Here is a 19016-nt window from a genome sequence, read left to right on the forward strand (position 1 = left end):
ATTCTGTACGGCGGTCGATGGCACCCGACCGCGGCGCTCGGTGCGGGGTCGGCGATCCGCTATGCTCGTAACCGTCGCGACTGGCGTCTGGGTGGACTACCACCGGGGAGCGACTGACCACGGAATTCGACCGCGCGCCTGGGCCGATGCGAACACCCCTCGAATCCGTCGTCAAAGGAGCACGTCATGACCGACCGTTACTTCAACGCCCCGCTCGCCGAGGTCGACCCGGAGATCGCCCAGGTCCTCGACCGCGAGCTGAAGCGTCAGCAGACCTTCCTCGAGATGATCGCCTCGGAGAACTTCGCCCCCGTCTCGGTGCTCCAGTCGCAGGGCTCCGTGCTCACCAACAAGTACGCCGAGGGGTACCCGGGTCGTCGCTACTACGGCGGCTGCGAAGAGGTCGACGTCGCGGAGGAACTCGCGATCCAGCGCGCGAAGGACCTGTTCGGCGCCGAGTTCGCCAACGTCCAGCCCCACTCCGGAGCCTCCGCCAACGCGGCCGTGCTGCACGCGATCGCCCGCCCCGGCGACACGCTCCTCGGCCTCTCCCTCGACCAGGGCGGCCACCTCACGCACGGCATGAAGATCAACTTCTCCGGCCGTCTGTACGACATCGTCGCCTACGGCGTGAACCCCGAGACCTCCACGATCGACATGGACGAGGTGCGCCGCCTCGCGCTCGAGCACAAGCCCAAGGTGATCATCGCCGGGTGGTCGGCGTACCCGCGCACCATGGACTTCGCCGCCTTCCGCGCGATCGCCGACGAGGTCGGCGCACTTCTCTGGGTCGACATGGCGCACTTCGCCGGTCTGGTCGCCGCCGGCCTGCACCCGAACCCGGTGCCGCACGCGCACGTCGTCTCCTCGACCGTGCACAAGACCATCGGCGGCCCGCGCTCCGGCTTCATCCTCACCAACGACGCCGACATCGCCAAGAAGATCAACAGCGCCGTGTTCCCCGGGCAGCAGGGCGGGCCGCTCATGCACGTGATCGCCGCGAAGGCCACCGCGTTCAAGCTCGCCGGCACCCCCGAGTTCAAGGAGCGCCAGGAGCGCGTGCTCCGCGGCGCCGCCCTGATCGCAGAGCGCCTGTCGCAGCAGGACGTGAAGGACGCGGGCATCGCGGTGCGCTCGGGCGGTACCGACGTGCACCTGGTGCTGGTCGACCTGCGCGATGCCGAGATCGACGGCAAGCAGGCCGAGGATCTCCTGCACGACATCCACATCACCGTGAACCGCAACGCCGTGCCGAACGACCCGCGCCCGCCGATGGTGACCTCGGGTCTGCGCATCGGCACCCCCGCCCTGGCGACCCGCGGCTTCGGCGATGCCGAGTTCACCGAGGTGGCCGACATCATCGCGCTCGCGCTGCTGCCCGGCGCCGACGTCGACGCGCTGCGTGCCCGCGTGGACGCGCTCGCCGCCGCGTTCCCGCTCTACCCGGACCTGCAGCAGTGACCGCGGTCGTCCTCGACGGGAAGGCTGCAGCCGCCGAGATCCGCGCCGAGCTGACCGAGCGGGTCGCGGCGCTCAAGGCCAAGGGCGTCACGCCCGGTATCGCGACCGTGCTCGTGGGCGCCGACCCCGCGTCGCAGCTCTACGTGGGCATGAAGCACCGCCAGTCCGAGGCGATCGGCATGAACTCGATCCAGCGGGAACTGCCGGCCGAGGCGACCCAGGCCGACGTGGAAGCGCTGATCGACGAGCTCAACGCCGACCCCGCGTGCCACGGCTACATCGTGCAGCTGCCGCTGCCGAAGCACCTCGACACGGACGCGATCCTGGAGCGCATCGACCCGGCGAAGGACGCCGACGGCCTGCACCCGACCAACCTCGGCCGCCTGGTGCTCAACGTCAACGCGCCCATCCACACCCCGCTGCCGTGCACGCCGCGCGGCGTGATCGAGCTGCTGCTCCGCAACGGCTACGACCTGCACGGCAAGCACGTGGTCGTGGTCGGCCGCGGCGTGACCATCGGGCGGTCGATCGGGCTGCTGCTGACCCGTCGTGACCTCAACGCCACGGTCACGCTCACCCACACCGGCACAGTCGACATGCCGCGCTACCTGCGTGAGGCCGACGTGATCGTGGCTGCCGCGGGCGTGAAGCACCTGATCCGTGCGGAGGACGTGAAGCCGGGCGCCGCGGTGCTCGACGTGGGCGTGACGCGCGAGACCGACCCCGAGACCGGCAAGAGCCTCGTGTTCGGCGATGTCGCGCCCGATGTCGCCGAGGTCGCCGGCTACCTGTCGCCCAACCCGGGCGGCGTCGGCCCCATGACCGTCGCGCTGCTCATGACCAACGTGGTGGAGGCGGCCGAGCGGGCGGTCTGACCCGTTCTCTTCCCGCCGACCCGACGCAGAACGCCGCGGCACTCCTGGCGAGTGCCGCGGCGTTCTGCGTGCGCGGTCAGCCCTGCGCGTGCAGCGCGCTCTCCACGCCGCTGATGCGCGCCTGCTCGTCGAAACGGAACGTGGCGGTGCCGCTCGTGTCGACCACGGTGGCGCCGGAGAACGATGCATCCGTCCACGTGAGCGTCCAGCCCGCCAGCCGCGCGAGGTCCCAGACCGAGGTGCGCGCGTCGGGCAGCGCCGTTCCCGAGAGCACGCGCGGCAGAGCCACCACGGCGTCGGCGACCGTAAGCGGGGCCAGCGGCGCGTCGAGAAGGAACACCGCGCGCGTGCCGCCGTCGACCGGTGCGGAGTAGTAGGGGGAGCGCCCGGTGAGCTCGACCGCGACCCCGCCGACCGTGTGCGCCGCCTGCGCGATCCAGTCGGCATCGCCCGACGCCTCGGCCGGGAAGGGCACCTCCGGTGCGGTCAGCTCGGCGACCCCGTGCTCGGTGCCGTATGCGCGCAACTGAGACGCGACACCCTGCGGGTCGCCCTGTGGGTGCGCCCAGGCCCACAGCAGCGAGCGCGGACCGGGGGCGATCGTGGCGACGAGGTGCGCACGGGTCACCAGCTGACGCGCCGGGTCGGCGTTCGCGGTGAAGGTCAGCGTGCCGGCCGCGAGATCGGCGTCCCAGCGGTGCTCGCCGAGTGCATCCGCCGCCGCGGAGAGGGCGTCCTGGCGGAGCGCGGTGAACAGGGCGGCACGGTCGGCGAGCGGCTGGAGGGCGGCGAAGGTCATGCCCCCAGTCTCCCCGGGATTGCTATGAATCCGCCAGTTCCGCGTGCGCCGGGGCGACCGCCGACGCGGGCCGTCCCATCCGCCAGACGCTCGGCACCGCGAGAGTCGCGAGAGCGATCACCGCGTACAGCACCCCCGACGTGACCAGCACGGTGGAGGGGTCGGCATGCGAGATCAGCCAGCCGTACACGAGCGTGCCGACCGGCATCACCACGAAGCTGCCGAGCATGTCGTAGCTGGCGACCCGCGACAGCTTCTCGCCCGGCACGTTCTCCATCATCGCGAGGTTCCACCCGGTGGCGAACACCTCGGCACCCGCACCGGCGAGGAACGCGGCCATCGCCAGCAGCACCACCCCGGGATGCACGCCGAGCACCGTGAGCGGGATCGCGAACGCGGCCATGCCGATCATCCCGTACCGCAGCGGGCGGCGCAGCGGCACCCACATCAGCAGCAGCGTCATCAGCAGCACGCCGACGCCCTCGGCGCTGAGCACCCAGCCCCACCCGGTGATGCCGAGCCGGTCGTCGTTCTTGGCGATGTACGGCCCCACCACACCCCACGCACCCACGTGGATCGCGTTCATGACCATGAAGGCCAGCACGATCGTCCACAGCCAGCTGCGGCTCCAGAACTCGTGCCACCCCACCCGCAGGTCGTGGAACATCGTGGTGCCGCCCGCCGGGGCCGGAGGGGGGAGCTTCACGAGCGCGAGCACCGGGATCGCGATCAGCCAGCCGGCGGCCTGCACCACCATGGCCCAGGCGGGACCAGCGGCCGCCACCACGATGCCCGCGATCACGGGCCCGCCGATCGTGACGGCCGAGCGCACGAACGACAGCATCGCGTTGGCCTGCTGCAGATGCTCCGGCGTGGTCAGCTGCGGGATGATGCCCTGCATCGCCGGGAGCACGAACGCCGTGGAGGCGCCGTTCAGCACCGACAGGATCGCCAGCAGGGGGACGGTCGCCGTGCCCGTGAACAGCAGGGCCGCCATCGCCCCGACCGTGAGGATGTCGACCACGTAGCAGGACTGGATGATGAGCGCGCGCGGCAGCCGGTCGGCGATGACCCCGCCGAACAGCACGAACACGATGTTGCTGATCGTGAACGCGGCCAGCACCACGGACAGCGACCGGGCGTCGTTGTCGATCTCCAGCACCGCGAACGCGAGCGCGATCGACGACATCGACCCCGTGATCATCGTGATGGCGCGCGCGAGGAAGAACCAGCGGAAGTTGCGGTCCTGCATCGCGGCGAGTGTGCGCACCGGCTCATCCTTCCCGGCCGCATCGCATCACGCAAACGGCTCCCGCGCGGCCGCACCGGCGACCGGGTCGGGTTCCGGGCTCAGTAGCTGGCGCGACCGGCGCCGTCCGTGCCGATGAACCGCGTGGCGAGCGCCTCGGAGGCACGGGCCAGGAGCGCCACGTCCGCTCCGACCGCGACGAAGTCGGCACCTGCTGCGAGGTAGGCGTCCGCGGCGGCGGGGTCGAACGCGTTCACGCCCACCGGCGTGCCCGTACCGTGCACGGCCGCGAACACCGACTCCACCGCGCCGACCACGTCGGGGTGCGTCTGCTGACCCAGCAGTCCCATCGACGCGGACAGGTCGGACGGGCCGACGAACACCGCATCCACGCCGTCGACCGCCGCGATCTCGGCCGCGGCCTCCACGCCGGCGGTCGTCTCGATCTGCACCGTGAGCGAGGTGTGCTCCGCGGACTCCTGCAGGTAGCGGTCGACGCGGTTCCATCGGGCGCTGCGGGCCAGGGCGCTGCCCACACCGCGCACGCCCTCCGGCGGGTAGCGCGTCGCGGCGACCGCGGCCCTCGCCTCCTCGACGGACGACACCATCGGCACGATGAGGTTCTGGGCGCCGAGGTCGAGGATCTGCTTGATGGCGACCTGGTCGTTGAACGGCGCCCGCACGAGCGGGGTCACCGGGTACGCCGCGACCGCCTGGAGCTGCACCTGCACCGACTCCAGGGTGTTGGCGGAGTGCTCCATGTCGATCAGCAGCCAGTCCAGCCCCGAGCCCGCGGCGACCTCGGCCAGCAGCGGACTGCCGGAGCACACCCACATGCCGACGAACGGCCGGTCGGCGGCGGCGAGCTGCGCACGGAAGGACGGGGCTAGACGAAGCGGCATGTGATGGTTCCCATCGGTCCGTAGTCGCACAGCACCTCGTCGCCGCGCGACACCCACATCGGGCGTGTGAACGATCCTGCCAGGATGATCTCGCCCGCCTCCAGGCGCGCGCCGTGCTGATGGAACTTGTTCGCCAGCCACGCGACCCCGGTGGCGGGATGGCCCAGCACGCCGGCGGCGACCCCGGTCTCCTCGATCTCGCCGTTGCGCGACAGCACACCGGGGACCCACCGCAGGTCGATCTCGTCCGGACGCTTGCGCACCGTGCCCAGCACCATCGCGCCGTACGCGGCGTTGTCGCTGATCGTGTCGACGATCGTGCGGCCCTCCAGCTCGATGTGCGAGTTGAGCACCTCCAGCGCCGGCACCGCGTAGTCGATCGCCGCCAGGGCGTCCTCCAGCGTGCAGTCCGGACCCTCGAGCGGCTCCTTGAGCACGAACGCCAGCTCCACCTCGATGCGCACGTTCGAGAAGTGGTCGGTCGGGATCTCTGCGCCGGACTCGTACACCGTGTCGTCGAACATGACGCCGTAGTCGGGCTCGGTGATGCCCGTCGCCTGCTGCATGGCCTTCGACGTCAGCCCGATCTTGCGCCCGACGAGGGTGCGGCCGGCTGCGACCTGCGAGTCCCGCCACACCCCCTGGATCGCGTACGAGTCCTCCACGGTCGCCTCGGGGTAGCGCGCGGTGATGCGCGGGATCACGCCGTGCGTGCGGTCGGCCTCCGCGAGCTCCGCGGCGATCTGCGCGATCGTCTCCTCAGACAGCATGCGTTCCCCCTAGAGCTGGTGACCTAGCTTGTATTCGCCCTGCTTCCACTCCGGCATGGAGCCCTCGCCCTCGTCCTGACGGGTGTAGGAGAAGCCGTCGGCGCCGATCGTCACGGCCATCTCGCTGGAGTCGGTGCGGGCGACCACGGGCTGCGGGTTGCCGTCGAGGTCGAGCACGAGCGACGCATCGGTGTACCACGACGGAACCACCGGCGTGCCCCACCAGTCGCGGCGCTGGTTGTCGTGCACGTCCCACGTGACGACCGGGTTGTCGGGGTCGCCCGTGTAGTAGTCCTGCGTGTAGATCTCGACGCGGTGGCCGTCGGGGTCGCGCAGGTAGAGGTAGAACGCGTTCGAGACGCCGTGGCGGCCGGGGCCGCGCTCGATCGCGTCGGAGCGGCGCAGCGCACCGAGCTTGTCGCAGATCGCGAGGATGTTGTGCTTCTCGTGCGTGGCGAACGCGACGTGGTGCATGCGGGGGCCGTCGCCCCCGGTCGCGGCGGTGTCGTGCACGGTGGGCTTGCGCCGCATCCACGCCGCGTACACGGTGCCCTCGTCGTCCTGGATGTCCTCGGTCACGCGGAACCCGAGGTCCTGGTAGTGGCGCACCGCGCGCGGCACGTCGGGCGTCACCTGGTTGAAGTGGTCGAGGCGCACCAGCTCGCCGGGGGTGTGCAGGTCGTAGCGCCACGACAGCCGCTCGACATGCTCCGTGGCGTAGAAGAACTCGTACGGGAAGCCGAGCGGGTCGACCACGCGCACGGAGTCGCCGATGCCCTTCACGAAGCCGTTCTCGTTGCGGCGCACGTCGCAGCCCAGCTCGGTGTAGAACTCCACGGCGCGGTCGAGGTCCTCCGTCGAGCGGACGCGGTAGGAGAACGCGGCGACCGCGGCCACCGGACCCTTGCGCAGCACGAGGTTGTGGTGGATGAACTCCTCGGTCGAGCGCAGGTAGATCGCCTCGTCGTCCTCCTCCGTGACGTACAGCCCGAGGATGTCGACGTAGAACTGCCGGGAGGCGGCCAGGTCGGTCACCACGAGCTCCATGTAGGCGCAGCGCAGGATGTCCGGCGGGGTGCTCTTCGGCGTCGCGACGGGGTTGTCGGTCTGGATCGGCGCCTCCTGGCTCACGTAGTAGCCCGAGGAGGTGAGGGTCTTGGCGGTCATGTCGGTCATGTCAGCGTCCTTGCTCGTGTGCGGCGGGTCAGTTCTTGCCGAACGTGGGGTTGTGGGCAGGGCCCAGCGTGATGTGCACGCTCTGCTGGTCGGTGTAGAAGTCGATCGAGCGGTAGCCGCCCTCGTGCCCGAGGCCGGACGCCTTCACGCCGCCGAACGGGGTGCGCAGGTCTCGCACGTTGTTGCTGTTCAGCCACACCATGCCGGCCTCGACCGACTGCGCGAAGTTGTGCGCACGCTTGAGGTCGTTGGTCCAGATGTAGGCCGCGAGACCGTACTTGGTGTTGTTGGCGAGCGACAGCGCCTCCTCGTCGGAGTCGAACGGCGTGATCGCGACGACCGGCCCGAAGATCTCCTCCTGGAAGATGCGGGCGTCGGGGGAGACGTCGGCGAACACGGTCGGTGCGACGAAGTTGCCCTCCTCGAAGCCCTCGGGGCGACCGCCACCGGCTACCAGGCGCCCCTCGGTCTTGCCGATCTCCACGTACGACATGACCTTGTCGTAGTGCTCGGGGTGCACCAGGGCGCCGACCTCGGTCTCGGGGTCGTGCGGGTAGCCCACCTTCACGCGCTTCGCCTGGGCGGCGTAACGCTCGACGAACTCGTCGTAGATCGAGCGCTCGACCAGGATGCGCGAACCCGCCGTGCAGCGCTCGCCGTTGAGGGAGAACACTCCGAAGATGGTCGCGTCGACCGCAGCCTCCAGGTCGGCGTCGGCGAACACGACCGCGGGCGACTTGCCGCCGAGCTCCATCGACAGGCCCTTCAGGAAGGGGGCGGCGTTGCCGAAGATGATCTGACCCGTGCGGCTCTCGCCGGTGAAGGAGATGAGCGGGACGTCGGGGTGCTTCACGAGCGCGTCGCCGGCATCCTCGCCGAGTCCGTTCACGAGGTTGAACACGCCGGCAGGAAGCCCGGCCTCCTCGAAGATGCCCGCCCACAGCGACGCGGACAGCGGGGTGAACTCGGCCGGCTTCAGCACGACCGTGTTGCCGGTCGCGAGCGCGGGGCCGAGCTTCCACGACTCGAGCATGAACGGCGTGTTCCACGGCGTGATGAGACCGGCGACGCCGATCGGCTTGCGGTTGACGTAGTTCATCTGGCGACCGGGCACCTTGAACGCGTCGTCGGCCTGCGCCACGATCAGGTCGGCGAAGAAGCGGAAGTTCTCGGCCGCGCGGCGGGCCTGGCCCAGCGCCTGCGTGATCGGCAGACCGGAGTCGTACGACTCGAGCTCGGCGAGGCGGGCGTCGCGGGACTCGACGATGTCGGCGATCCGGTGCAGCACGCGCGAGCGCTCGCGCGGCAGCATGCGCGGCCAGGGGCCCTCGTCGAACGCGCGCTTGGCAGCGGCGACGGCCCGGTCGATGTCGGCCTTCTTCCCGGCGGCGGCGGTCGTGTAGGTCTGGTTGGTCACCGGGTCGAGCACGTCGAACGTGTCGCCGTCGACCGAGTCGACGAACGCGCCGTCGATGTAGTGCTGGATGTGGTCGGGGAGGTCTGCGGGGATACGGGAGTCGGTCATGAGGCTTCTCCTTCGGCGTGAGCGGAACGGGTGTGCAGGGCATCGAGGAACGCGTCCCTCGTGCGCCAACGGTGGTTGCGGGCGGCGAGCTCGATCTCCAGCGGCTCGGCGCCGTCGCGGATCAGCTCGAGGATCTGGGTGTGCTCGTCCACGGAGTGGTGCGCGCGGCCGGGCACGTACGCGAACGTGGAGTCGCGGATGCCGGACAGCCGCGCCCAGCCGCGGTGCACGAGGTCGAGCAGGTGCGGGTTGGGGCACGGCTCGAACAGCACGGAGTGGAACCGGCGGTTGAGCTCGGTGAAGGTGTGCGGGTCGAAGTGGTCGAGCAGTCTGGCCATGCGCTCGTTGACCTCGGCCGCCTCCGCCAGCGCGTCCGCGTCGAGCAGGGGAGCGGACAGCGCGGTCGCGGCACCCTCGACCAGTCCGAGCGTCTGCATGGTGTGGGCGTACTCGCCCTCGTCGACCAGGGTCACGCGGGCGCCCACGTTGCGCTCGAACGTGACGAGACCCTCGGCCTCCAGGCGCCGGATGGCCTCGCGCACCGGCACCACGCTCATGCCCAGCTCCTCGGCGATGGGGCCGAGCACCAGCCGGTAGCCGGGGCCGTAGGTGTGCGCGGAGATGCGCGAGCGGATCCAGGCGTACGCCTGCTCGGACTTGCTGGCGCTCTCGACCGTGCTCATCGCGCGCTCCGGTCGGCGTCGGCGTCCGTCGTCTCGTCGCTGCGCTCCTCGCTCAGGAACCGAGGCGCGGGGCGTGTCGCGGCCTCGTAGCGGGCGCGCCACTCGGCGTTCATCGGGAAGAGGCCGTCGACGGGGTGGCCGGCGGCGACCTGCTCCGCGATCCAGGCGTCTTCGATCTCCTGCGCGATCGCGTCGGCGGCGACCTCGGCGGCCAGGGCGGGCGGGATGACGATCACGCCGTCGCCGTCGCCCACGATGATGTCGCCGGGCTGCACGGTTGCGCCGCCGCACGAGATCGTGACGTCGACGTCCCACGGCACGTGCTTGCGGCCGAGCACGGAGGGGTGCGCGCCCTGCGAGAACACGGGCAGCCCGATCTCGGCGACCGCGTCGAAGTCGCGCACGCCTCCGTCGGTGACGACGCCCGCGGCTCCGCGGTGCTGCGCCCGCAGCGCGAGGATGTCGCCGAGCGTGCCCGTCGTCGCGTCGCCGCGGGCCTCGATCACGATGACCTCGCCCTCCTCGACCGCGTCGAACGCGCGCTTCTGGGCGTTGTAGCCGCCGCCGTGCGTGCGGAACAGGTCTTCGCGGAACGGCACGAAGCGCAGCGTCTTGGCCGTGCCGACGATCTTGGTGCCGGGGAGATTCGCGGCGACGCCGTCGATGAAGCACGAGTGGTGGCCGCGCTTGCGCAGCTGGGCCGAGAGTCCCGCGGTGGGGGCCTCCAGGAGCTGTGCGCGCAGCTCGGGGGTCAGCGTCGGGGCCGACTCCTGCGGCGGGAGTCCCGCCTCCTCGCGCGAGCCCCAGGCCTCGGTGCGCTGCAGGTCGTCCACGGCGGGCAGCGAGCCCAGGTCGCCGTCGAACGGGACGTCGCCCTGGGTCACGGTGGTCACCAGGCGGCCCGAGCTCGGAGCGCCGGGGGCGTCCGGCGCGTCGACCTCGACCTCGACCACGTCGCCCGGCACGATCACGGACGAGCCGGCCGGGGTGCCCGTGAGGATCACGTCGCCGGGCTCGAGCGTGAAGTGCTGCGACAGGTCGGCGACGAGCTGTGCGAGCGGGAAGAGGAGCCCCGCGGTGGTGTCGTCCTGGCGCAGCTCGCCGTTGACCCACGTGCGCACCCGGAGGGCGGCGGGGTCGACCGTGCGCGCGTCGATGAGCTCGGGGCCGAGCGGGGTGTAGCCGTCGCCGCCCTTCGAGCGCACGTTCGAGCCCTTGTCGTTGGCGCGCAGGTCGTACAGGCCGAGATCGTTCGAGGCGGTCACCCAGCCCACGTGGTCCCAGGCGTCGGCGAGGGAGACGCGGCGCGCGGCCGTGCCGATCACGAGCGCGATCTCGCCCTCGAACGCCAGCAGTTCGGTGCCGGCCGGACGCTCGACCGTGCCGCCGGAGACGCCGACGGAGCTCGCCGGCTTGAAGAAGTAGGAGGGGGCGGCGGGGCGGCGGCCGCGCTGGTCGGCGCGCGAGACGTAGCTCAGGTGGATCGCGATGATCTTGCCGGGGCGGGTGATGGGATCCGTCACGGGGGCGCCTCCTCGCGCTGGTGTGCAGGTGATGCAGAACGCGTTGTGCGTCGTATTCGAAATCATATATCATCGTGTCACCCCTCGGCAAGCACATCGGATTCACGTCCGCGCACGCCGTGACAATGCGGTCACAAGCAAAGGAGACACCCCATGAGCGGGCAGTCACACAGTGGGTTCACGCCCACCGGAACCATCGCGACGGCGGCCGACCGGCGCCGCGTCGTGTTCGCCACCGTCGTCGGGACCACCGTCGAGTGGTACGACTTCTTCATCTACGCCACGGCGGTCGGGCTCGTCTTCGGACAGCTCTTCTTCGCGCCGCTGGGTGCCAACAGCGCCCTGGTCGGCTTCGCCACGGTCGGCGTCAGCTTCCTGTTCCGCCCGCTCGGCGCTTTCCTCGCCGGGCACTACGGCGACAAGCTCGGCCGCAAGGTCGTGCTGATGTGGACGCTCATCCTGATGGGCGCCGCCACCGCGCTGATCGGTGTGCTGCCGACCTACGAGACCATCGGCGTGATGGCCCCGGTGCTCCTGGTGCTGCTGCGCATCGTGCAGGGCATCTCGGCCGGCGGCGAATGGGGCGGCGCCGTGCTGATGGCCGTCGAGCACGCCCCGCGGAAGAAGCGCGGCATCTTCGGTGCCTCCCCGCAGATCGGCGTGCCGCTCGGCCTGCTGCTCGCCTCGGGGGTCATGGCGCTCATGACCGCGATCGCCCCCGGTGACCAGTTCCTCGCGTGGGGCTGGCGCGTGCCGTTCCTGCTGAGCGTGGTGCTGATCCTCGTCGGCTACTACGTGCGCCGCCGCGTGGAGGAGAGCCCGGTGTTCGCCGAGCTCGCCGAGCGCAAGGAGAAGGCGAAGATGCCGATCGTGCAGCTGTTCCGCAAGCACGCGCTGCTCGTGATCATCGCGGCGCTCGTGTTCGCCGGAAACAACGCCGTGGGCTACATGACCACCGGCGGCTACATCCAGGGGTACGCGACCGACCCGGAGGGGCCGATCGGCCTCGAGCGCGGACCCGTGCTGTGGGCCGTCACCGGCTCGGCGGTCACGTGGCTGCTCACGACGCTGCTCGCCGGGTGGGTGTCGGACCGGCTCGGCCGCCGCACGACCTACCTGATCGGCTGGGTCCTCCAGCTGATCGGTGTGTTCACGCTGTTCCCGCTCGTCAACACCGGCGAGATCGGCCTGCTGTTCGCCGGGCTCGCGATCCTCACCATCGGTCTCGGCTTCACCTACGGCCCGCAGGCCGCGCTGTACACCGAGCTGTTCCCGGCCAGCATCCGCTTCTCCGGCGTCTCGATCTCCTACGCGATCGGTGCGATCGCCGGTGGGGCGTTCGCGCCCCTCATCGCCACGGCGATCGTGAAGGCCACCGGTTCGACCGACGCGGTCACCTGGTACCTCGCCGGCATGACCGCCCTGGGGCTCCTCGCGACCCTGCTGCTGCGCGACCGGTCGGGCATCCCGCTCGGCCCGGATCACGAGGAGGAGCAGTCGGTCAGCCCGATCCGCGGGCTCGCGAAAGCCTGACCGCGGAGAGCTCCGAGAGCGCACGTCCCGCCGCGGGGCGTGCGCTCTCGCGCGTGCGGGCGTGCGGTGGCGGCTCAGCCGTCCAGGGCGCCGCGGACCACGGCGGCGGAGCGCTGGAGGCGTGCGGCGATCTCGGCGTCGTCGAGGTCGGTCGCCACGTGCACGACCGCGATCGCGCACGGCCGCTGTCCGCGCAGCGCCAGGGGCACCGCGACCGACTGCACCGTGGGGATGACCTCGTCGTGGCTGGTGGTGTACCCGCGGGTCGACACGGCCTCGACCTCGGCGCGCAAGGCGGGGGAGGTGTCGCGGGGCCAGTCGCTCGGCGGCAGCTGCGCCAGGATGGCCTTTCCGGGCGCGCCGACCGTGACGGGGTGCCTGGCCCCGGGGCGCTGCGCGACGCTGGCCACCGCGTGCCGGGGCTCGACGCTCGCGAGGGTGATGCAGTCGGTGCCGTCGAGCACGGCGAGGAAGCAGGTCATGCCGAGCTCGTTCGCGATGGCGGTGAGCTCGGGCAGTGCCTCGGCCTGCAGGTCGTGCGCGACGCCGGCGGCGAGGGCGGCCATGCGTGCGCCGAGGGCGACGGCTCCCGAGGCGTCCCTGGTCACGAGCCGGTGGTCTTCCAGGGTGCGCAGGAGCCGGTAGGCGATCGAGCGGTGCACGTCGAGCCGGGCGGCGATCTCGTCGATCGTGAGGGGGGTGCGGGCGTCGGAGAGCACCTCGAGGATGCGGATCCCGCGGCTCAGGGTCTGCGAGGCGGGAGCGGCGGTCGTCGGCGAGGGCATGCGTCTGCTCCTTGCGGTGCTCGGGGCACCCGTCTAGGCTGTGTTCAATAGTAGAACTCTGTGTTCGAATATAGAACACGAGTCTCCGCGACGCAACACCCGACAGCGACGTCCGGAAGGAATCGACGACGATGCAGTTCCACCACCACGGCTATGTCTCCGGAGACCCGCGCGTGCACGACGCCGCCGGCCTCGGCACCGACCGTCCCGCGGACCTCCCCGACGAGCTCGACGTGCTGATCGTCGGCTCCGGCCCCGCCGGCATGCTGCTCGCGGCGCAGATGTCGCAGTACCCCGACATCTCCACGCGCCTCATCGAGAAGCGCGAGGGCCGTCTGGTGCTCGGGCAGGCCGACGGCATCCAGCCGCGCAGCGTCGAGACGTTCCAGGCGTTCGGGTTCGCCGAGCGCATCATCGCCGAGGCGTACAACATCGGCTGGATGAACTTCTGGGGCCCCGACCCCGAGCACCGCGACCGCATCGTGCGCACCTCCCGCACGGCCGACTACGCGTACGACATCTGCGAGTTCCCGCACCTGATCGTGAACCAGGCCCGCGTGCTCGACTACTTCGCCGAGGCCGCGGCGAACGGCCCCGGCCGCATCACGCCCGACTACGGCGTCGAGTTCCTCGGCCTCACCGTCCACGACGAAGGCGAGTACCCGGTCGAGGTGCGCGTCCGCCACGTCGCGGGCGAGCGCGCGGGCGAGGAGCGCACGATCCGGGCGAAGTACGTCGCGGGCTGCGACGGCGCGCGCAGCGGCGTGCGCCAGGCCATCGGCCGCACGCACGTCGGCGCGAGCGCGGCGCACGCGTGGGGCGTCATGGACGTGCTCGTCAACACCGACTTCCCCGACTGGCGCACCAAGTGCGCCATCAACTCCGCGGCCGGCAACATCCTGCACATCCCGCGCGAGGGCGGCTACCTGAGCCGCATGTACATCGACCTGGGCGAGGTGGCCGCCGACGACGACCACCGTGTGCGCCAGACACCGATCGAGGAGATCATCCGCCGCGCCAACGAGATCCTCCACCCGTACACGCTCGACGTGCGCGAGGTCGCCTGGCACAGCGTGTACGAGGTGGGTCACCGCGTGACCGACGGCTTCGACGACGTGGACGAGGGCGAGGATCGCCACCCGCGCGTGTTCCTCACCGGCGACGCCTGCCACACGCACAGCGCCAAGGCCGGACAGGGCATGAACGTGTCGATGCAGGACGGCTTCAACCTCGGCTGGAAGCTCGGCTCCGTGCTGACCGGCCGCGCCCCCGAGGCGCTGCTGGCCACCTACGGCGCCGAACGGCGGCCCGTCGCGCAGCAACTGATCGACTTCGACCGCGAGTGGTCGAGCCTCATGGCCCGCAAGCCGGAGGAGATCTCCGACCCGAACGAGCTCGCGACCTACTACCTGGCCACCGCGGAGTTCCCGTCCGGGTTCATGACGCAGTACACGTCGTCGATGATCACCGGGACCGACGCGCACCAGCAGCTCGCGGCGGGCTACCCGCTCGGCAAGCGCTTCAAGTCGGCCGAGGTCGTGCGGGTCGGCGACGGCAACGTCATCCACCTCGGGCACCACGCCACGGCCGACGGGCGCTGGCGCGTCTACGCGTTCGGCGACCGGACGGGCGAGGCGCTCGCGACGTGGGCCGACGCCGCGGCGCCCGTGTTCGCGCGCTTCACCCCGGCCGATGCCGACCAGGACGCCGTGTTCGACGTGAAGGCCGTCTACCAGCAGCCGTTCGAAGAGGTCGAGGTGACCTCGGCCCCCGCGCTGTTCCAGCCGAAGACCGGCCCCCTCGGCCTCACCGACTGGGAGAAGGTGTACGCCGCCGGTCCGAGCAAGTGGTGCGCGACCGACATCTTCGAGGCGCGCGAGCTGTCCCGTGACGGCGTGGTGGTGGTGGTGCGGCCCGACCAGTACGTGGCCGCGATCCTGCCGCTCGACGCGGTGACGGAACTCGACGGCTTCCTGGCCGGGGCGTTCGTCCCGGCGCGCTGACCCCGGGCGCGGGGTCCTGGCGTGTGTCGGCGGCCCCGCGTACCGTGAGGCGCGACGGGCGACGGCGCCCGGACAGGAGGAGTGTCGGATGGACTGGAAGATCGAGCTCATCTTCGTGCCCGTGTCGGATGTCGACCGGGCGAAGGAGTTCTACGAGAGGATCGGCTTCCACGCCGACCACGACCAGGTGCCGTACGAGGGGCTGCGGTTCGTGCAGATGACCCCGCCGGGGTCGGCCTGCTCGATCGCGTTCGGGGTGGGGCTCGACACGGGCATGCGCCCCGGTGATCAGAACACGATCCAGGTGGTGGTGCCGGACGCCGACGAGGCCCTTGCGCACCTGCGCGGACTCGGAGTGGCGGCCGACGGCGTGGACGAGCAGGCGTGGGGCCGTTTCGTGCGCTTCGACGACCCGGACGGCAACACCTGGACCCTGCAGGAGATCCCGGACTACAGCGCCCAGAGCTGAAGGCCGCCGCGGGGGCACTCGTGCGCGGGTGCCCCCGCGGACTCAGGGCTCGGTGATGCGGGTCGCGCCGCCGGAGACCACGATGCCGCCCGCGGCCGGGATCGCCACGCGCAGCTCGCTCGGACGGCCGACATGGTGGCCCTGGCGCACGCGCACGGTGTCGCCGGGGTAGCCCTGCGCGCGCAGGTACGCGCCGACCGAGGCCGCCGCGGAACCCGTCGCCGGGTCTTCCGTGATGCGTCCGACCGGGAAGAGGTTGCGCGCTTCGAGGTCGGCGGGGTCGTCGCCGTGCAGCACCGTGATCGTGCCGAGCCACCCCTGCTCGCGCATGAGCGCGGCGACCGGGGAAGGGGAGAAGCGGAACTGGTGGAACAGCTCCCGGTCGCGCACGAACACGATGGGGTGCCAGTTGCCGGCGAACGCCTCCCGCACCGGGAACCGCGGGTCGAGGTCGTCGGCGGTCAGGCCCAGCAGGTCGAGCAGCCGGTCGCGCACGTCGGTGGCGAGGTCGCGGACCTCGGGCTCGACGCTCGTGAACGACACCGTCACGCGCCCGTCCGCGTCGGCGAACGACTCCATGGTCACCGCGCCCGCCGCGGTCTCGAACACCACCCTGCCCGCCCCCTCTCGCTCGGCCAGTGCGACCGCCGTCGCGACGGTCGCGTGTCCGCAGAACGGCACCTCCGCGGCGGGCGACCAGTAGCGCACGCGGTAGCCGCCGTCGTCCGCGCGCCCCGTCACGAACGCGGTCTCCGAGTAGCCCACGGCGGCGGCGATCCGCTGCATCTCGGCGTCGCCCAGCCCGGAGGCGTCGAGCACGACCCCCGCAGGGTTCCCGCCCTCGGGGGTCGCGGCGAACGCGCTGAAGCGCAGGATCTCGGGGGCATCCGTCATACGCGGGAGCCTACCGGCGACCGCGATCAGGAGTTCACGCGGATGATCTCCTGCTGATACGGCGCGATCACGTCTCCCGAGATGCGCAGGTCGAGGAGCAGGAAGCGTCGCTCGGCCGGGTCTTCCGCAGACCACGTGGCGAGGCGGTCGAGGTCGGCGAGCGTGCGGACCACCACGCCCTCCGCGCCCACGGCCGCACCGAACGCGGCGAAGTCGACCTCGGGGATGCGCATCGGGCCCTCGGCGAGCCCCTTGAGCCCGTACAGGTTGACCTCGGCGCCGTAGGCCGCGTCGTTCCACACGACCGCCATGCCCCGGCCGCCCGCCGCGCGCACGGCCGACTCCAGGTCTGCGATCGCCATGAGGCCGCCGCCGTCGCCCGAGGTCAGCACGACCGTCGAGTCGCGGCGGGCGAGGGCCGCACCGACGACGCTGGGCCAGCCCTGACCGATCGACTGGAACGCGGTGCCCACCATCATCATCCGGTCGGGGGCCGCGACGGGCCAGTACATGTTGGCCCAGCCGATGAAGTGTCCGCCGTCGGAGACCACGACCCGGTCCTCCGGCAGCAGCTCGGCGATGCGGCGCGCCGCGGAGCGCGGGTCGAGCCGGCCGTCGGGAGCGAGCTCGTCACCCGGCTCGTACGTGCGGGCGGCCGCGACGTCGACGCGCTCCCGCCACGGCCGGTGCGCGTGCCCCGCGGTCGCCGCCGAGGCGGTGAGCCGGGCGACCAGGGCTTCCGCGGCCAGGCGGGCATCGGCGCGGACGAAACCGCCGACGTGCGCGTGCGTGGCGGCGGGGGCGACATCCACCTGGAACACGCGCGTGCCCGGGGCGAACAGCTCTCCGAAGCGCATCGTGAACTGGTTGAGCGAGGCGCCGAACACGACCGCGACGTCGGCCGTGCGCACGAGCTCCATCGCGCCGTCGGCCCCGAAGCCGCCCGTCACGCCCAGGTCGTAACGGGGCTCGGGGAAGATGCCCCGCCCGAGGGCCGAGGAGGCCGTGAGCGCACCGGTCAGCGCGGCCAGCTCGCCCAGCGCTGCGCCAGCCCCGGAGAGCCACGCGCCGCGTCCGGCCAGCAGGAACGGCCGCTCCGCACCCCGCAGGGCCTCGGCGATCTCGTCGAGCATGCCCTCCGCGAACTCGCCGCGCGGAGCCAGCGGCGCGGGGAGACGGGGGGAGGGGGCCGGCGGCACGTCTCCGGCCTCCAGCGCGGCCACGTCGTACGGGATCGCCAGCACCACGGGCACCCGGTAGGTGAGCGCGTGCTCCACGGCGATCACGGTGGTCGCCGCGGCATCGGCACGGCCGACCGTATAGGTGCGGGCGCCCACGGCCGACGCCAGCGCGATCTGGTCGACGTCCCACGGCCGCGGGCCCGAGGTCGGCTCGTCGCCCACGACGAGCACGAGCGGCACGTGCGCCTGCACGGCCTCGGCCAGCGCGGTGATCGTGTTCGTGAAGCCCGCGCCGTATGTGGAGGTACCAGCGGCGATCCGCCCCGACGCCCGGAAGTGCGCGTCGGCGGCGACCACCGCGCCCTGCTCGTGGCGGACGGCCGTGAACACGGCGTCGGTCTGCTTCTCCAGGGCATCGAGGAAGTAGGCGTTGCCGTTGCCCATCACCCCGAAGACGGCATCGACGTGCTGGGCGAGGGTGAGGGCGACGTGGGCGGAGACGGTGGGCATGCGGAAGCCTTTCGAGACAGGGACGGAGAGGGGGGATCCGTATGTGTCTCGCCCCCGCGGCGATGCGGGGTGCTTCGTGCCTCTTTTTCAGGCACCGGCCGGGCCGGACGACCCCAGTCTAGCGGCGAGGCGCGGTGGGCGGATGCGGGAGAATGGACGGATGACGGAGGCAGCGATCGAGCGCGAGACGCTCACCTGGGACGGCTTCGGCGCGGCGACGCGCGACCTGGCGCGGAGCATCCTCGCCAGCGGCTTCGAGCCGGAGGTGGTCGTGGCGATCGCGCGCGGCGGACTGCTGCCGGCCGGTGCCATCGCGTACGGCCTCGGCGTGAAGAACTGCGGTGCGATCAACGTGGAGTTCTACACCGGCATCGGCACGGTGCTCGATGCGCCCGAGGTGCTGCCGCCCGAGCTCGACATGGCCTACCTCGACGGCCGTCGCGTGCTGCTCGTGGACGACGTGGCCGACTCCGGGCGCACGCTCGCCCTCGCCGTGCAACTGCTCACCGATCGCGGCGCCGACGTGCGCTCCGTCACGATCTACACCAAGCCGTCCACGATCATCCAGCCCGACTACGCCTGGAAGGACACCGACCGGTGGATCAACTTCCCGTGGTCGTTCCAGGGCACCGTCCGCGAGGAGGACGAGGGCCTCAGCCCCTCCGCCTGACCCGCGAT

General features: G+C 71.5%; 17 protein-coding genes and 1 riboswitch. Of the genes, 6 read left to right on the top strand and 11 right to left on the bottom strand.

The window, feature by feature from the left end:
* The first annotated feature begins 66 nt into the window (after positions 1 to 66).
* Positions 67 to 151, top strand: a riboswitch (ZMP/ZTP riboswitch).
* Positions 152 to 186: 35 nt separating this feature from the next.
* Together glyA and KE274_RS04680 are read left to right on the top strand one after the other, a co-directional pair.
* A complete protein-coding gene (glyA, locus tag KE274_RS04675; protein ID WP_211541474.1) occupies positions 187 to 1461 on the top strand; it encodes a serine hydroxymethyltransferase in 1275 nt (424 codons plus the stop codon).
* Positions 1458 to 2336 carry a bifunctional methylenetetrahydrofolate dehydrogenase/methenyltetrahydrofolate cyclohydrolase gene (locus KE274_RS04680; protein WP_211541475.1) on the top strand — a complete coding sequence of 293 codons (879 nt, stop codon included), beginning with the start codon at positions 1458 to 1460 and terminating at the stop codon, positions 2334 to 2336. The genes glyA and KE274_RS04680 overlap by 4 nt, the downstream gene beginning before the upstream one ends.
* A gap of 76 nt (positions 2337 to 2412) precedes the next feature.
* On the opposite strand, the gene KE274_RS04685 is transcribed toward KE274_RS04680, so the two are convergent.
* The 8 genes from KE274_RS04685 to KE274_RS04720 all read right to left on the bottom strand — a co-directional run bounded on the left by KE274_RS04685 (position 2413) and on the right by KE274_RS04720 (position 10963).
* Positions 2413 to 3135 (bottom strand): DUF6882 domain-containing protein, encoded by a 723-nt coding sequence (locus KE274_RS04685; protein WP_211541476.1) that lies wholly within the window; start codon positions 3133 to 3135, stop codon positions 2413 to 2415.
* Positions 3136 to 3157: 22 nt separating this feature from the next.
* Complete coding sequence (locus KE274_RS04690; protein ID WP_211541477.1) at positions 3158 to 4405, bottom strand: MFS transporter; 1248 nt, start codon at positions 4403 to 4405, stop codon at positions 3158 to 3160.
* A gap of 80 nt (positions 4406 to 4485) precedes the next feature.
* On the bottom strand, positions 4486 to 5286 hold the full coding sequence (locus KE274_RS04695) for an aldolase/citrate lyase family protein (protein ID WP_211541478.1): 801 nt from the start codon (positions 5284 to 5286) through the stop codon (positions 4486 to 4488).
* Positions 5271 to 6056: a fumarylacetoacetate hydrolase family protein gene (locus KE274_RS04700; protein WP_211541479.1), complete on the bottom strand. Its 786-nt coding sequence runs from the start codon at positions 6054 to 6056 to the stop codon at positions 5271 to 5273. The genes KE274_RS04695 and KE274_RS04700 overlap by 16 nt, the downstream gene beginning before the upstream one ends.
* A 9-nt stretch (positions 6057 to 6065) precedes the next feature.
* Positions 6066 to 7232: a 3,4-dihydroxyphenylacetate 2,3-dioxygenase gene (gene hpaD / locus KE274_RS04705; protein ID WP_211541480.1), complete on the bottom strand. Its 1167-nt coding sequence runs from the start codon at positions 7230 to 7232 to the stop codon at positions 6066 to 6068.
* A gap of 28 nt (positions 7233 to 7260) precedes the next feature.
* Positions 7261 to 8757, bottom strand: a complete 1497-nt coding sequence (hpaE, locus tag KE274_RS04710) for a 5-carboxymethyl-2-hydroxymuconate semialdehyde dehydrogenase (RefSeq protein WP_211541481.1) — start codon at positions 8755 to 8757, stop codon at positions 7261 to 7263.
* Positions 8754 to 9440 (bottom strand): GntR family transcriptional regulator, encoded by a 687-nt coding sequence (locus KE274_RS04715; protein WP_211541482.1) that lies wholly within the window; start codon positions 9438 to 9440, stop codon positions 8754 to 8756. The genes hpaE and KE274_RS04715 overlap by 4 nt, the downstream gene beginning before the upstream one ends.
* A complete protein-coding gene (locus tag KE274_RS04720; protein ID WP_307872149.1) occupies positions 9437 to 10963 on the bottom strand; it encodes a fumarylacetoacetate hydrolase family protein in 1527 nt (508 codons plus the stop codon). Before KE274_RS04720 ends, KE274_RS04715 begins: the two co-directional genes overlap by 4 nt.
* Positions 10964 to 11116: 153 nt before the next feature.
* On the opposite strand from KE274_RS04720, the gene KE274_RS04725 reads away from it, so the two are divergent.
* Positions 11117 to 12496, top strand: a complete 1380-nt coding sequence (locus KE274_RS04725) for an MFS transporter (protein ID WP_211541483.1) — start codon at positions 11117 to 11119, stop codon at positions 12494 to 12496.
* Positions 12497 to 12570: 74 nt separating this feature from the next.
* Here the strand turns inward: KE274_RS04725 and KE274_RS04730 are convergent, their stop codons facing one another.
* Positions 12571 to 13281: an IclR family transcriptional regulator gene (locus KE274_RS04730; protein WP_211541484.1), complete on the bottom strand. Its 711-nt coding sequence runs from the start codon at positions 13279 to 13281 to the stop codon at positions 12571 to 12573.
* Between the two features lie 131 nt (positions 13282 to 13412).
* Between KE274_RS04730 and KE274_RS04735 the strand changes: the two genes are divergently transcribed.
* The gene (locus KE274_RS04735; protein WP_211541485.1) at positions 13413 to 15284 is read left to right on the top strand and encodes an FAD-dependent monooxygenase; all 1872 of its coding nucleotides are present in this window, start codon (positions 13413 to 13415) and stop codon (positions 15282 to 15284) included.
* Positions 15285 to 15372: 88 nt separating this feature from the next.
* Entirely contained in the window at positions 15373 to 15753 is a 381-nt protein-coding gene (locus tag KE274_RS04740; RefSeq protein ID WP_211541486.1) for a VOC family protein, read from the top strand.
* A 42-nt stretch (positions 15754 to 15795) separates the two neighbouring features.
* Here KE274_RS04740 and KE274_RS04745 read toward each other — a convergent pair whose 3' ends face one another.
* Together KE274_RS04745 and KE274_RS04750 are read right to left on the bottom strand one after the other, a co-directional pair.
* Positions 15796 to 16647 (bottom strand): PhzF family phenazine biosynthesis protein, encoded by an 852-nt coding sequence (locus KE274_RS04745; protein WP_211541487.1) that lies wholly within the window; start codon positions 16645 to 16647, stop codon positions 15796 to 15798.
* A gap of 26 nt (positions 16648 to 16673) precedes the next feature.
* Positions 16674 to 18338 carry a thiamine pyrophosphate-binding protein gene (locus KE274_RS04750; RefSeq protein WP_211541488.1) on the bottom strand — a complete coding sequence of 555 codons (1665 nt, stop codon included), beginning with the start codon at positions 18336 to 18338 and terminating at the stop codon, positions 16674 to 16676.
* A gap of 160 nt (positions 18339 to 18498) precedes the next feature.
* Here KE274_RS04750 and KE274_RS04755 point away from each other — a divergent pair, with 160 nt between their 5' ends.
* Positions 18499 to 19008, top strand: a complete 510-nt coding sequence (locus KE274_RS04755; protein ID WP_211541489.1) for a phosphoribosyltransferase — start codon at positions 18499 to 18501, stop codon at positions 19006 to 19008.
* The last annotated feature ends 8 nt before the right edge of the window (positions 19009 to 19016 follow it).

The organism is Microbacterium paraoxydans (assembly GCF_018224615.1).
Taxonomy (GTDB): domain Bacteria; phylum Actinomycetota; class Actinomycetes; order Actinomycetales; family Microbacteriaceae; genus Microbacterium; species Microbacterium paraoxydans_B.